The sequence below is a fragment of the Lacinutrix undariae genome (genome assembly GCF_052934785.1).
The window spans coordinates 286,260-301,843 of record NZ_CM128809.1; the positions used below are offsets into that span (position 1 = coordinate 286,260).

Genomic DNA, 15,584 nt, shown 5'->3' on the forward strand with positions numbered 1-15,584 from the left:
AATCTATACGCGTTTAAATAAACGCTTAATACGCGCCCAAACCGAATTACTATCTTCTTTTTCGTGATACGAATCGCCATACACACCATAACCATAGCCGTAGCCATAACCGTAGCCATAACCGTAATTATGTCTTGTTTTATGTTTATAAAAGTTAAGTACAAAGCTAATGTTTTTGACTTCGCCAGCTTTATACTTAGCGTTAATGAGCGATAACATTCCTTTTTTAGTATAATCTAAACGCACCATAAATATAGAAGCGTCTGCATATTGTGTAAGTTCTAAAGCATCTGTAACCAATCCTAATGGTGGGGTATCTAAGATAATCATATCATACTCCCCTCTTAATCGTTCAATTAGGTGCTTCATATGATCACCCATCAATAATTCTGAAGGATTTGGAGGTATTGGTCCTGAGGGCACAATATCTAAATTTTCGATATGTGTATTAAAAACAACATCCTCAAAAGTACTATCACCAATTAAATAATTAACAATTCCTTTCTCATTGGTAATCTCAAAATCTCCAAAAATCTTTGGTTTACGTAAATCTAATCCTAATAAAATGGTTTTCTTTCCAGAAAGAGCATATACCGTAGCCATATTGATAGAGGTAAATGTTTTCCCCTCACCACTCACCGATGAGGTAATCATAATAGTATGCCCGCCTTCTGTAGCACCATTACGCTTAAGAATAAATTGCATACTAGATCTAATAGCTCTAAAAGATTCTGCTATAGGTGATTTTGGCTTTTCATAAACAACTAGGTTGTTTTTATAATTATACTTCCCTAAGAGTCCTAAAATTGGAATGCTAGATAGTTTTTCTATCTCATCTGAACTGCGAATATTATGATCGAGTAAGAAGATAATGAATATTAAAAAGATAGGTACAAAAAACCCCCCCATTAAAGCCATCATATAATTTAATGTGGTATTAGGACCTATAGGGCCATCACCAACATCTTTAGCTTCATCAATAGCTGAAATATCCGATACATTAGCCGCTTTTACAATAGCTGCCTCACTGCGTTTTGCTAAATACACATCATAAGCCTGCTGACTCATGTCCATTTTTCGCTGTATCTTTAAAAACTGCTGTTGATCTTCTGGCAAGCCTCCCAATTCTGATTCTAATTGCGCAATCTTACGACTTAGTGTATTTATTTGAATGCCTAAAGTTGCTTTGGTAGCAGATAAGGTTTCTAACAATACATTCTTCTCGGCAGTAATCTGACGATCAATATCCTTAAAAACAGGAGAACCTTCACGCTGTGTGTATTCTAAACTTTGACGCTCAATAGCTAAAGCTGAAATTTTAGACACACTCGCTAAAATATTACTTTCTTCTATCCCAACCGATGTTGGTGCAGCTATTTTAGTATAATCGGTTTTGGTACTTAAATAACGCTCCAAAGAGTTTAAATAATTAATCTTGGTTTTAGCCGCTTCCTTCTCGCCATCTAAGACCTGTAATCGAGAAGATAAATCGGTAATTTCTAAATCAATATCAAATACTTTGTTCTGCTTTCTAAAAGCATTCATTTCAGAAACAACACCTTTTAAATCGGTATTTACAGCATTCAAACTACTATCTATAAACTTAATAGTATTCGTGGCATATAAGTTTTTCTTTTCTAATTCTGAACGGCTTAAAATAGCTGTGGTTGAATTTAGATAATCTACAATTTTCGCCTTATCCTTCCCTACTAAAGACAATGATAATACCGAAGTAGAGGTGGCATATGCAGAAATCTTAACAGCGTTTTTATATTGATTAACAACACTATCAAAATTTAAAAACTGAATAAAAAAGACGGTATCGGGTGTTATCACCTTCCCGTCTCTGGGAGAAATAACACCATTAAAAAAGGGAAGATTAATAACGTCACCTACCTTATATGATTTAGTAAACGCACCTAAAGGCACTTTCACGTCAAACTTAACCTTATCACTATAACGCTGTACCTTTTTGGTCTCTGAAAGAAATTCAGTAAACAACTCAAAGGTTGTGGCACTTGTAAATCTAACGCCTAATTGGCCTAATAATTGGCCTTTGGTTTTATCAATAGTAACCACAAAAGGGGACCGCTTGTAGATATCTACTTTACGATACTTTCCTTCCTTAAGATAGTTCATATAATACTGAAGAGAATCTACCACTTTTTCATTATGACTTCGTGTATTAACAGTTGTCATGATCTTCCCTACTTTTCCTGAGGTACCACCCCAGTTAAAAGAAATACTCGTATTGGCGGTAAAAAAAGGATTCTGTTCACTCTCTACAGAAACTAAAGAGCTTAATCTGTAAATATTTTCTTTTCTAACATTAATAAAGTAAGCGATCGTTAAAGCAACCACAACACTGAGGATAATTAATTTCCATAAGCCTAAAACTTTAAATAGAAACCCTTTAAAATCGAAACTAACACCTCTTGGTTCGGAAATATCTGTGTCGTAAAAATCTTCCTGCGACATATATTAAATTGTATTAATTAGTAAAAGTGTGGTGGTGATCACCGACAAAATTGCCAGAATACTTGATAAAGTTTCTTTCCCACTTGTACCGGTTCCCCAACTTTTCTGTTTTAAAGGCTTTACATAAATCATATCGTTAGGCTGCACATAATAATAAGGCGAATTAATAACGGCTATGTCTGTTAAATCTAAATGATGTATTTGTTGGCCTTGTGGGTATTGACGAATTATTAAAACATCTTTTCGATCTCCTGTTACAGGGATTTCTCCAGAATTTGCAATGGCTTCAAAAATTGTGACCCGTTCCTGAAATAAAGTCTGTGTTCCTGTACTCCCCAGTTCTCCCATTGTAGAAAAACGGAACCCTGAAAGTTTTACAGTTACAAAAATATTTGAAGCGGCTTTAAATTGTTCTTTTAAAAGACGTGTTTCTAGGAGCTCTTGAATCGCTTCAACCGTGCGCCCCAGTACATTTATTTCACCTAAAGTAGGAACTCTAATATTACCGTGTAAATCGACAGTAAACCCATCAAAATAAGCACGTTCAGAAGAATCAGCTCCTAAACCTTCATCCCCTATAGGATTCAAAATGGATACCGTTTCTTGGTCTAATGCTTTAACACGAATGCTTAAAATATCATTAATTTGTACGCGATACGGTTTTTGTTGCTCCGTCATCACTTGTAATGAATCACTTGTAGTTATATCTTTTTCCTGTAAATATATGGTGTCCTGATAAGGGACACAAGAACTAAGTAACACAGTGAAAATAAGGCTTATAACTAATAAAAGTCTCTTCATAAAACAAGGGCTTGATACGTGACAAATATAAGGCATCACTAGGAATAACAAAACTATTCGCTCTTTTTTTAAGTATATTCACGTTATTTGTAAAAAATTGTAAATAAACGACTTTGAACTACCTAACTGTTGAAAATATCTCAAAATCTTACGGAGAACGCGAACTCTTCTCAGATCTATCATTTAGTATTCACAAAGATGAAAAAATCGCCTTTGTCGCAAAAAACGGGAGTGGGAAGACTTCAATACTAAATATTCTGTCGGGAGCAGACACCCCAGATAACGGACAGGTGGTTATTAGAAACGGCCTAAAGGTATCGTTCTTGTCGCAAGCTCCCAATTTTGATGGGCATAAAACGGTAGAAGATGCCATTTTTAATGCCGACCTTCCCATCTTAAAAATTATATCTAATTATGAAAAAGCGCTTCTTAATCCAGAAGACACCGATGCTTACCAAGCTGCTTTTGAATTAATGGACATCAATAACGCTTGGGAATTTGAACTGCAAGCCAAACAAATATTATTTCAACTAAAATTAGATCAACTCGATCAACCGATAACTACCTTATCTGGAGGTCAGAAAAAACGATTAGCACTCGCTAAAGTTTTAATTAACAACCCCGATCTTTTAATTTTAGATGAACCGACCAATCATCTTGACTTAGAAATGATTGAATGGCTAGAGCAATATTTCGCAAAAGCACAATTTACCTTATTTATGGTAACGCACGATAGATATTTCTTAGAGCGTGTGTGTAATGAAATTATTGAACTTGACCACGGAAAACTACATACCTACAAAGGAAATTATTCTTATTATTTAGAACAAAAAGAAGCCCGTATTACTGTAGAACAAACCGAAACGGGTAAAGCAAAACAACTCTTTAAAAAAGAATTGGATTGGATGCGTCGCCAACCTAAAGCGCGTACTACAAAATCTAAATCTAGAATAGACGATTTTCAAGATATTAAAACCAAAGCGCACAAACGCCGACAAGATCATCAAGTACAGTTGGAGTTAAACATGGAGCGTTTAGGAAGTAAAATTGTAGAGTTCCATAAGGTCTCTAAATCTTACAAAGACAAAGTGATTCTTAATAATTTTGAATACGTGTTCAAAAAAGGCGAACGTATTGGAATTATTGGTAAAAACGGAACAGGGAAATCTACCTTTCTTAATATGTTGACGCAAACTACCACTCCAGATTCAGGAAAAGTAGTAATTGGAGAAACCGTGAAATTTGGGTATTACACGCAAAACGGAATTACCCCAAAGCCCAACCAAAAAGTAATTGATGTTATTAAAGAATTTGGGGATTATATCCCACTTAAAAAAGGACGTCAAATTAGTGCGCAACAACTTTTAGAACGGTTCTTATTTGACCGTAAAAAACAATATGATTTTGTTGAAAAACTAAGTGGTGGAGAACAAAAACGCTTGTATTTATGTACCGTTTTAATTCAGAATCCAAACTTTTTAATCCTCGATGAGCCTACCAATGATCTGGATATTGTCACCTTAAATGTACTTGAAGAATTCTTACTAGATTTCCCTGGATGTCTTTTAGTAGTGTCTCACGACAGGTATTTTATGGATAAAATTGTAGACCACCTTTTCATCTTTAAAGGGCAAGGAGAATTGAAAGATTTCCCAGGAAATTACTCAGATTATCGTGAGTATGAAGACTCGGTAGAGCAAGCAAAAAGAGCTAAACCGGCTAAACAAGAAGCCCCAAAAGTAGAGCAAAAAAACACCTCTAAAAAACTATCTTATAACGAACAAAAAGAGCTTAAAAACTTAGAAAGTAAAGTCCGTTCACTAGAACTAGATAAAACAGCTTTTGAAAGTAAATTTAATGATCCTAGTCTTTCGCAAGATGAAATTAATACCCTTTCGGGAGAATTACAGAAAATTATTGATGAGCTGGCAACTAAAGAAATGCGATGGTTTGAATTATCTGAAAAACTAGACGCTTAATACGTTTACATAGATAATGTATCAAATTATACAATATATCAAGTTCTTGTTAGCATCCACAAATCAACATGGGGTACACTCCCCTTTTGTGTATCTTTTGATAACAGAATGTTTCTACAATAAAAAAACACAACAGTCTTATAAAGCGCTTCACAACTATCGTGAAGCACTTTATAGCACTAAAAAAACAATAACTGTTAGTGATTTTGGCGCAGGAAGTCGCGTATTTAAGTCTAATAAACGTGAGGTTTCTAAAATTGCTAAAACTGCAGGAATCACTACAAAAAGAGCGCAATTACTGAACCGTTTGGTCACGTATTTAGAGATTAAAAATAGCCTAGAGTTAGGGACGTCTTTAGGATTAGCTACTGCTGCTTTAAGCACCAATAATCCGCATACAAAAATTACTACAATTGAAGGTTGCCCAGAAACTGCCGCTGTGGCTCAAGCGCAATTCAACACCTTTAAGCTAAACAATATTCAGCTTATAGTTGATAATTTTACTGAAGCCTTACCTAAAGTGACTTCAGAAAAATTTGATCTAATTTATATAGATGGGAATCACCAAAAGGAAGCGACTTTAAATTATTTTGAAGCACTATTACCCACAACGCACAACAAGTCTTTAATTATTTTTGACGACATCCATTGGTCTGAAGCAATGACCGAAGCTTGGGAAACCATAAAACAACACCCAAAAGTTACAGTAACTATCGATACCTTTTATTGGGGGTTTGTTTTCTTTCGAAAAGAACAAGTAAAAGAACATTTTACAATCAGACTGTAACAACTTTCACTATTTAACGTCATACTACTGTAAATTAAAATCCTGTATCTTGCAGTAACAAAATTAAACACCATGAGTAACGTTATTAAAATTCGTAAAATCATTCGCGATTTCCAATTAGGTCAAGAAACGGTACACGTATTAAAAGGTATTGATTTGGATATTGAACGTGGCGAATATGTAGCCATCATGGGACCTTCTGGATCAGGAAAATCTACACTTATGAATCTTTTAGGCTGTTTAGACACACCTACTGGCGGAAGCTATATCCTTAATGGAAAAGACGTAAGTAAAATGAGTGATGATGATTTAGCAGAAATTAGAAACAAAGAAATTGGTTTTGTATTTCAAACCTTCAACCTTTTACCAAGAACTACCGCTTTAGATAACGTAGCACTACCAATGATTTACGCTGGAGCAACAAAAAAAGACCGTACCGCAAGAGCCGAAGAAGTGCTAAACGATGTAGGTTTAGCTGATAGAATGGATCACAGACCAAATCAACTTTCAGGAGGACAAAGACAACGTGTAGCCGTTGGAAGAGCTTTAGTGAATAAACCTTCAATTATTTTAGCCGATGAACCTACAGGAAATTTAGATTCTAAAACAGGAGAAGAAATTATGAGCTTGTTTGATGAAATTCATAATGCAGGAAACACGGTGATTATGGTAACACATGAAGAAGAAATTGCAGCACATGCACAACGTATCATCCGTCTTCGTGATGGCGTTATTGAAAGTGACACTAGAAAATAAAAACCTTTTGCACTTTCCGGTATAAGACGTAACTTCCCCCATTAAATGCTACATCATGAAAATTTATACTAAAACCGGAGATAAAGGAACCACCGCATTATTTGGAGGCACACGCGTACCAAAACATCATATTCGTATTGATAGTTATGGTACTGTTGATGAACTAAACTCTCATTTAGGACTGATTAGAGACCAAGACATCAATCCTATATACAAAAACACACTTATTAATATTCAGGACCGCTTATTTACAGTTGGAGCTATTTTAGCTACTGATCCTGAAAAAGCACAACTTAAAAACGGAAAAGAGCGCTTAAACATTCCTAAGATTTCAACAGCAGATATAGAAGCTTTAGAACACGAAATGGATACTATGGAAAGTAGCTTACCACAAATGACACACTTTGTGCTTCCTGGAGGACATCAAACAGTGTCATTCTGTCACATAGCACGCTGTGTATGCCGTAGAGCCGAACGTTTAGCTTCTGCTTTAAATGACATTGAACCCTTTTTACCTGAAGCACTCACCTATTTAAATCGCTTGTCGGACTACCTTTTTGTGTTGGCACGAAAGTTGACTTATGACTTACAAGCCGAAGAAATAAAATGGATTCCTAAAAAAGAATCTTAAGAAACTTTGGTAATTACAAATTTTTAGACTATCCTATATAAAGGATTATAAAACACTAAAAATTTGAAGTTCTTTTAAGTAATGATAAAATAAACTTGAAATAATCATTTTTTTTCTTGATTTTGTAAACTAAAAATTTATTTTTGCAAAAATTAAAACCTATTAAGACATGTATTGGACATTAGAATTAGCATCTTATTTAAGCGATGCCCCTTGGCCAGCAACTAAAGACGAATTAATAGATTACGCAATACGAACTGGATCGCCATTAGAAGTAGTTGAAAACCTACAAGCTATTGAAGATGAAGGGGACTCTTACGATTCTATTGAGGAAATTTGGTCGGATTATCCAACAGATGAAGATTACCTCTGGAACGAGGAGGAATATTAATAAATCTAAAGAAATAGTTAAAAAGTCTCATTACGAGACTTTTTTTGTGCGCTATACTTTAATTAACATCGCACAAACCCTATCTTTGAGAACCTAAAAAGGTTAACAAAGCGATTAACAACAATATAAGTAGGAACTATTCCTGCTTTGAACCTAAAACATATTTACACATGAGTTTTTTAAATTCAGTTTTAAAAGTATTTGTTGGTGACAAATCTAAACAAGATGTCAAAGCAATTACTCCCATCGTAAATCAAATTAAAACATTTGAAAGCGCTCTCGAAAAATTATCTCACGATGAATTAAGAGCTAAAACTGCCGCTTTTAAGGCTAAAATTGCTGAAGCCAGGAAACCGCTTAATGAAACTATAGATAAATTACTTGAACAAGCTGAAGCGACTGAGGATATCGACAAAAGAGAAGATATCTATGCTGAAATTGATACTATAAAAGACGACATCTACAAAGTTACCGAAGATGTCCTTACTGAAATATTACCTGAAGCTTTTGCAGTTGTAAAAGAAACAGCTAAACGTTTTACAAATAATACAACAATCGCTGTAACGGCTAGCGCTTTCGATAGAGAATTATCTGGAGATAAAGACTATGTAAACTTACAAGACGATCAAGCACTTTGGGCTAACTCTTGGGATGCTGCTGGAAAAGCCATCACTTGGGATATGATTCACTATGACGTACAGTTAATTGGTGGTATCGCAATGCACCAAGGTAAAATTGCCGAAATGCATACAGGGGAAGGAAAAACGTTAGTGGCTACCTTACCAGTATACCTTAACGCCCTTACTGGTCGTGGTGTACACTTAGTAACTGTAAATGATTACTTAGCTAAACGTGATAGCGCGTGGATGGCTCCTATTTTTCAGTTCCACGGAATGAGTATAGATTGTATTGATTACCACAAACCAAATTCTGAAGCACGTAAAAAAGCATACAACTCAGATATTGTTTACGGTACCAATAACGAATTTGGTTTTGATTACCTACGTGATAATATGGCACACGCACCAGGCGATTTAGTACAACGCCCACACCACTACGCAATTGTAGATGAGGTGGATTCTGTATTAGTTGATGATGCACGTACACCTTTAATTATTTCTGGACCTATTCCGCAAGGAGACCGTCATGAATTTACAGATCTTAAACCAAAAGTAGATCAGTTAGCAAGTGTACAACGTAAACTATTAACAGGTGTTTTAGCTGAAGCTAAAAAATTAATCGCGGCAGGAGATACTAAAGAAGGTGGTTTCTTATTATTAAGAGCTTACCGTGGTATTCCTAGAAATAAAGCATTAATTAAATTTTTATCTGAAGAAGGTATTAAAATGCTACTTCAAAAAACCGAAAACACATACATGCAAGACAACAACCGCGAAATGCCAAAGGTTGATGCAGAATTGTACTATGTTATTGATGAAAAAAATAATCAAGTTGAATTAACAGATAAAGGGGTTGACTATTTATCTGGTCAAGATGATCCTAACTTCTTTGTAATGCCAGAAATTGGTATTGAAATTGCTAAAATTGAAGCTAAAAACCTTATCAAAGAGGAAGAAGCTGAAGCAAAAGAAGAATTATATAGAGACTTCGGTGTGAAATCTGAACGTATTCATACCCTAAACCAGTTATTAAAAGCTTACGCACTATTTGAAAAAGACATTCAATATGTGGTAATGGACAACAAAGTAATGATTGTTGATGAGCAAACAGGTCGTATTATGGATGGACGTCGTTATAGTGACGGATTACACCAAGCGATTGAAGCTAAAGAAAACGTGAAAATTGAAGATGCTACCCAAACTTTTGCAACGGTAACACTTCAAAACTACTTTAGAATGTACCGTAAACTATCTGGTATGACAGGTACGGCGGTTACTGAAGCTGGTGAATTCTGGGAAATCTACGAATTGGATGTTGTTGAAATTCCAACAAACCGACCAATCGCTAGAGATGACCGTGAAGATTTAGTTTACAAAACAAAGCGTGAAAAATACAACGCCGTTATTGATGAGGTTATTAAATTATCTGAAGCAGGACGCCCAGTATTAATTGGAACAACATCGGTAGAAATTTCAGAATTATTAGGAAAAATGCTTTCTATTAGAAAGATTTCTCATAATGTCTTAAATGCAAAACAACACGAACGTGAAGCAGATATTGTTGCCGAAGCAGGAAATGCAGGTCAGGTAACTATTGCAACCAATATGGCGGGTCGTGGTACCGATATTAAGTTAAGTAAGGAAGTTAAAGATGCTGGAGGTTTAGCTATTATAGGTACTGAACGTCATGACTCTCGTCGTGTAGATAGACAATTACGTGGTCGTGCAGGTCGTCAAGGAGATCCAGGAAGTTCTCAATTCTATGTGTCATTAGAAGATAACTTAATGCGATTATTCGGATCTGAGCGTATTGCCAAAATGATGGATAGAATGGGATTAGAAGAAGGTGAAGTAATTCAACATTCTATGATTTCAAAATCTATTGAACGTGCTCAGAAAAAAGTAGAAGAAAATAACTTTGGGGTTCGTAAACGTCTATTAGAATATGATGATGTTATGAACGCGCAACGTGAAGTAGTTTACAAACGCCGTCGTCATGCTTTACATGGTGAGCGTTTAACTGTAGATCTTGCTAACATGATTTACGATACTGCTGAAAATATTGTAGAAGCCAACAAAGGTGGTGGTGATTTTAAGAATTTTGAATTCGAATTGATTCGTTATTTCTCAATGAGCTCTCCAATTACAGAAGCTGAACTTTCTAAATTATCTGTACAAGATGCTTCAGGAAAAGTATATAAAGCGGCTTTTGAACATTACAGAGCAAAAATGGAGCGTAATGCAGAATTAGCATACCCTGTTATTGAAAATGTATACGAAAACCAACGTGATAACTACAAACGTATTGTAGTACCATTTACAGATGGTGTAAAAAGTATTCAAGTAGTTACTGATCTTGAAAAAGCTTACGAGACTAAAGGAAAGCAACTAATTAATGATTTTGAAAAGAACATTACATTAGCTATTGTTGACGATTCTTGGAAAACACATTTACGTAAAATGGATGAGTTAAAACAATCTGTACAGTTAGCAGTTCACGAACAAAAAGATCCTTTATTAATATACAAATTTGAAGCTTTTGAGTTATTTAAAAGCATGTTAGATGACGTGAATAAAGAAGTAATTTCATTCTTGTTTAAAGGTGAACTTCCTAGCGAAACTACAAACGCGATACAAGAAGCTAGAGTTCAGAAACAAGAACAATTAGAAACTCAAAAAGAAGAAATTCCTAATATGGATGAACGTGCAGCACAAAGTAGAGCTGCCGGACAAACACAAACGCAACAACCTGTTGTAGAAACCATCACTAGAGACCAACCAAAAATTGGTAGAAATGATAAGGTAACTATCAAACATGTTATGAATGGAGAAAATAAAACAGTAAAGTTTAAACAAGCAGAACCTTTAATCGCTAAAGGCGAATGGGTAATTATTGAAGACTAAAATAAACTGTTTATCTTATATCTAAATCCTGAAGTGTTATGCTTCAGGATTTTTTTTTATCTTGTAAAACGAACTAGCACCTATTAACATGAAAAACATTATCGCCACTATTATTGGTTTTATAATAGCCTCATTAGTTGTTTATATTTTTGAAACACTTTTAGGACATACATTATTTCCTCTACCAGAAGGCGCAAACCCAATGGATATGGAGTGGTTAAAAGAAAATATGAGCAGCATTCCAATAGGCGCAAAATTAAGTGTTGTAATTGGTCATTTTTTAGGTATTATTTCAGGGATGTTTACTGCGGCATTTATTTCTAAAACAAGTACAATACCAAGTTACATTGTTGGTATTCTTATGCTTGCCGCAACGGCTTTTAACATCATAATGCTACCTAAAGAACTCTGGTTTATTACTGCTGATGCGTTATTAATTATATTAGGGTTTTTCATTGGAAAAAAATTAGCCTTTCAACAAATAATTTCAAAATAATTAACCCCATATCATTTCAATAGCACTTCTTATTTCATTAATTTTATCACATGAAATACAGTCTTACTTTTGCCACCATACTCCTACTCTTTTCTTGCAATACAAAAAAAGAAAACGCAACTATTACCAACTCACATCAAACTGAATTAGAATATAAAATTGAAGCAAAACTTGGAGAAGGTGCCATATGGAATACAAATACTCAAGAGTTATATTGGGTAGATATTGAAGGCAAAAAACTGCACACCTACAATCCTGAAACACAACAAAACACAACATCAAATACACCGTCGCGTATTGGAACCGTTGTACCTACTACTAAAAAAGATACTGTCGTTGTAGCTTTACAAGATGGTATTTATTTTATGAATACTAAAACAGGTGATTTAAAGCTCTTATCTGATGTAGAACAACAATTAACGAGTAACCGTTTTAACGATGGTAAATGTGATCCTTCAGGACGTTTATGGGTAGGATCGGTAGCTTTAGATGAAACAACTGGAGCTGCAAACTTATATATGGTTGATGCTTTAGGGAATGCTGAATTAAAAAAAGATAACGTGACTATTTCAAATGGAATTGTTTGGACCAAGAACAAAAAAACCATGTATTATATTGATACGCCTACGGCAGAAATTAAAGCCTATGATTATGATGATACAACTGGAGAAATCTCAAACGAACGTGTGGCGGTTAAGGTGCCTAATAGTTTAGGTTTTCCTGACGGAATGACGATTGATGAAAACGATCATCTTTGGGTAGCGATGTGGAACGGAAATGCAGTAATTTGCTTTGATCCAAAAACCGGTAAAGTGATTTCAAAAATAGAAGTTCCGGCACATAATGTAACTTCATGTGCCTTTGGCGGCAAAAACTTTGACATTTTATATATTACAACCGCTAGCGTAGATATGACAGCTGAAGAACATAAAAAATACCCTTTAGCGGGATCTATTTTTAAAACCAAAACTAAAGTGAAAGGGGTAAAAGCCAACCATTTTATAACTGAATAAAAATACGATCTTGTTTTTAGTTATTTCATCTTAATTTAAAACATTGTTAAAGCAGCTATTTTGTTCTGTTTTTAATTTATATTTATCTCAAACTTTTATTATTCTATATTTATATGAACACTTTCTTAAAACGCATCCTTATCTTATTAGCATTCATTGCTGTGGGTCTTTTTTTATATAACACATTTGTTGAAAATGTTTTCAGTAAGCGTGCGAGTCCTGAAGATATTGTAAGGTTTGAGTTAAATGACTTAGAATTAGAAGTGTATTACAATCGCCCGTTTAAAAAAGGGCGTGAAGTGTTTGGAGGTTTAGTACCGTATAATCAACTATGGAGAACTGGAGCCAATGAAGCTACCACGTTTGAAACCAACAAACCTTTATATGTTGATAATATGGCAATTCCTAAAGGTATTTATACCTTATGGACCGTTCCAAAAGATAGTGTATGGCAGGTTATTTTTAACACCAAACAATACCCTTGGGGCGTAGATGCACAAATGCAACCTATGCGTGATCCTAAATTTGATATTTTAGAAACTGAAGTTCCCGTTGAAACATTAAATACTATTGTAGAGCAATTTACTATTGGCTTTGATAACACAACCGATAACCTTCACCTAACTATGGCTTGGGATAACACAAAAATTGCGGTACCTTTAAGAGCCGTAGTTGTTCAACCTTCTAAATAAAAGATAAGCTCAAAACCATTGTCTGAAAATAAAAAAATGAAATCTAGTTTACACGAAAAAGAAGGCGTGCGAGAACCTGATGCTGTAAATACCGCTTCAATTATAGCGATTAAAAAACGTCGTCAGCAACAACCATCTTCCAAAGCGCTTGTAAAAGATATTATCAACGGAAATATCACCGCATTAAGTAGAGCGATTACTTTAGTAGAAAGTTCAAACCCTGAGCATCTAAAAAAAGCAAATGCCATTATAAAAATGTGTTTGCCTTATGCTAATAAATCTGTCAGAATAGGTATTACCGGTGTTCCTGGTGTTGGAAAAAGTACTTTTATTGAAGCCTTTGGAACACATCTTACAACATTAGGAAAAAAAGTAGCTGTATTAGCTGTTGATCCCAGTAGTAGCTTGAGTAGAGGAAGTATCCTTGGAGATAAAACAAGAATGGAAGATTTGGTAAAAAACCCAAATGCTTATATCAGACCTTCTGCTTCTGGAACCTCATTAGGAGGTGTGGCGCGCAAAACACGTGAAAGTATTATTCTTTGTGAAGCCGCGGGTTTTGATACAATTGTGATTGAAACTGTAGGTGTTGGTCAAAGCGAAACCGCTGTACATAGTATGGTAGATTTCTTTCTGCTTTTAAAATTAGCTGGAGCTGGAGATGAATTGCAAGGTATAAAACGTGGTATTATTGAAATGGCCGATGCTATTGCTATTAATAAAGCGGATGGTAGCAACCAAAAAGCCGCAAAAATGGCACAACTAGAATTTAATAGAGCTTTACATTTATATCCTCAAAAAGCTTCGGAATGGCAACCAAAAGTAACCATGTGTAGTGCATTACATCAAGAAGGTATTTCTAAAATTTGGACAATGATTAACGATTATGTAACGCATACCAAATCAAACACCTTTTTTGAAGCGAACCGTACAGAGCAAAATAAATTCTGGCTTTTACAAACTATTGAAGAGCGCTTGAAATCGGATTTCTTCAACAGAAAAACAATTAAAAGTGAACTTCAAATACAACTTCAGCGTATTGAAAACGGAGAAACGACACCTTTTGTAGCTGCCGAATATTTATTAAATTTATAGAAAGTTAGCTTTAAACCAATCAACCTGTGCCGTTACCGCTTCTAATAAAGTAGTTTGTGGGTTATAGTTAAGTAGTGTTCTTGCTTTATCAATATTTGCTTTAGTACGCAATTGATCTCCTGGACGTTTAGCGATGACATTTAAAGTGATAGACTGTCCTAAAACTTGCTCAACAGCTTCAATACCTTCTTTAGTTGTATGTTCTACTTCTGTACCAAGGTTTATAATTTCGCCATTTACTTTAGTTTCATTACCAATTACGCTAACTACACCATCTACAATATCACCTACATAAGTAAAACTACGCAAGTGTTTATCACTGCCTTGAAAAAGAGGAAATGCATCACCTTTCAACCCTAAATCTATTAATTTAGTATACATTTTTTCAGGACGCTCTCTTGGTCCAATCACTGAATATAAACGTAATGAACAAGAATTAAATATCAGTTCTCTACTCTTTTGAAGTACTAATTGTTCGGCAGCTAATTTTGTAACTCCGTAGTGTGACGCTGGTTTTGGAGCGATACTTTCAGGAAAAGTAGCTTCTAATCCATAAATTGAAGAGGTTCCAATATTTACAAAAAGCTTTAATTTTTTGCAATCTAGAGCATAATCAATAAGATTTTTGGTCGCAATGATGTTGTTTGTAAAATAATCCTCGAAAGTAGATGTCGAAGAAATACCTGGTTGTGCCGCAAAATGGAAAATATAATCCACATCTAAAGGCAACACCGCATTTAAGTTTGTCTCTCTTAAATCATAATTAATAATTTTAACGCCTTTTTTAGTCAAAGCATCAGCATTTAATTGCTTTAACTCTACACTATAATAAGGTGAAAAATTATCAACCCCAATAACCTCGTGACCTAATGACACCAAGCGTTCTGCTGTATGTGAACCTATAAAACCTACGGCTCCTGTAACAAGTATTTTCATGTAAT

General features: G+C 34.8%; 13 protein-coding genes. 10 read left to right on the forward strand and 3 right to left on the reverse strand.

The genetic code is table 11. The features are described 5' to 3' along the window. Positions 1-3: 3 nt before the first annotated feature. Positions 4-2,478, reverse strand: coding sequence for an exopolysaccharide transport family protein (locus ACU4C5_RS01355; protein WP_446845264.1), 2,475 nt, complete (start codon positions 2,476-2,478; stop codon positions 4-6). A gap of 3 nt (positions 2,479-2,481) precedes the next feature. Continuing rightward, complete coding sequence (locus tag ACU4C5_RS01360; protein ID WP_446845265.1) at positions 2,482-3,279, reverse strand: polysaccharide biosynthesis/export family protein; 798 nt, start codon at positions 3,277-3,279, stop codon at positions 2,482-2,484. A 113-nt stretch (positions 3,280-3,392) separates the two neighbouring features. Here ACU4C5_RS01360 and ACU4C5_RS01365 point away from each other — a divergent pair, with 113 nt between their 5' ends. The 10 genes from ACU4C5_RS01365 to meaB all read left to right on the forward strand — a co-directional run bounded on the left by ACU4C5_RS01365 (position 3,393) and on the right by meaB (position 14,643). Beyond that, positions 3,393-5,258 (forward strand): ABC-F family ATP-binding cassette domain-containing protein, encoded by a 1,866-nt coding sequence (locus ACU4C5_RS01365; RefSeq protein ID WP_446845266.1) that lies wholly within the window; start codon positions 3,393-3,395, stop codon positions 5,256-5,258. Positions 5,259-5,274: 16 nt separating this feature from the next. Beyond that, positions 5,275-6,045: an O-methyltransferase gene (locus ACU4C5_RS01370; protein WP_446845267.1), complete on the forward strand. Its 771-nt coding sequence runs from the start codon at positions 5,275-5,277 to the stop codon at positions 6,043-6,045. Between the two features lie 72 nt (positions 6,046-6,117). Beyond that, on the forward strand, positions 6,118-6,801 hold the full coding sequence (locus ACU4C5_RS01375) for an ABC transporter ATP-binding protein (RefSeq protein WP_446845268.1): 684 nt from the start codon (positions 6,118-6,120) through the stop codon (positions 6,799-6,801). Positions 6,802-6,856: 55 nt separating this feature from the next. Continuing rightward, complete coding sequence (locus ACU4C5_RS01380; protein ID WP_446845269.1) at positions 6,857-7,432, forward strand: cob(I)yrinic acid a,c-diamide adenosyltransferase; 576 nt, start codon at positions 6,857-6,859, stop codon at positions 7,430-7,432. 169 nt (positions 7,433-7,601) lie between these two features. After that, the gene (locus tag ACU4C5_RS01385) at positions 7,602-7,823 is read left to right on the forward strand and encodes a DUF2795 domain-containing protein (RefSeq protein WP_446845270.1); all 222 of its coding nucleotides are present in this window, start codon (positions 7,602-7,604) and stop codon (positions 7,821-7,823) included. Positions 7,824-7,993: 170 nt separating this feature from the next. Beyond that, a complete protein-coding gene (gene secA / locus ACU4C5_RS01390) occupies positions 7,994-11,347 on the forward strand; it encodes a preprotein translocase subunit SecA (protein ID WP_446845271.1) in 3,354 nt (1,117 codons plus the stop codon). 88 nt (positions 11,348-11,435) lie between these two features. Continuing rightward, complete coding sequence (locus ACU4C5_RS01395; RefSeq protein WP_446845272.1) at positions 11,436-11,843, forward strand: hypothetical protein; 408 nt, start codon at positions 11,436-11,438, stop codon at positions 11,841-11,843. 50 nt (positions 11,844-11,893) lie between these two features. After that, a complete protein-coding gene (locus tag ACU4C5_RS01400) occupies positions 11,894-12,856 on the forward strand; it encodes an SMP-30/gluconolactonase/LRE family protein (protein ID WP_446845273.1) in 963 nt (320 codons plus the stop codon). A gap of 113 nt (positions 12,857-12,969) precedes the next feature. Next, complete coding sequence (locus ACU4C5_RS01405) at positions 12,970-13,548, forward strand: DUF2911 domain-containing protein (RefSeq protein ID WP_446845274.1); 579 nt, start codon at positions 12,970-12,972, stop codon at positions 13,546-13,548. Between the two features lie 36 nt (positions 13,549-13,584). Further along, positions 13,585-14,643, forward strand: coding sequence for a methylmalonyl Co-A mutase-associated GTPase MeaB (gene meaB, locus ACU4C5_RS01410; protein ID WP_446845275.1), 1,059 nt, complete (start codon positions 13,585-13,587; stop codon positions 14,641-14,643). Here meaB and ACU4C5_RS01415 read toward each other — a convergent pair. After that, entirely contained in the window at positions 14,638-15,579 is a 942-nt protein-coding gene (locus ACU4C5_RS01415; protein WP_446845276.1) for an NAD-dependent epimerase/dehydratase family protein, read from the reverse strand. The genes meaB and ACU4C5_RS01415 overlap by 6 nt on opposite strands. Between the last annotated feature and the right edge of the window lie 5 nt (positions 15,580-15,584).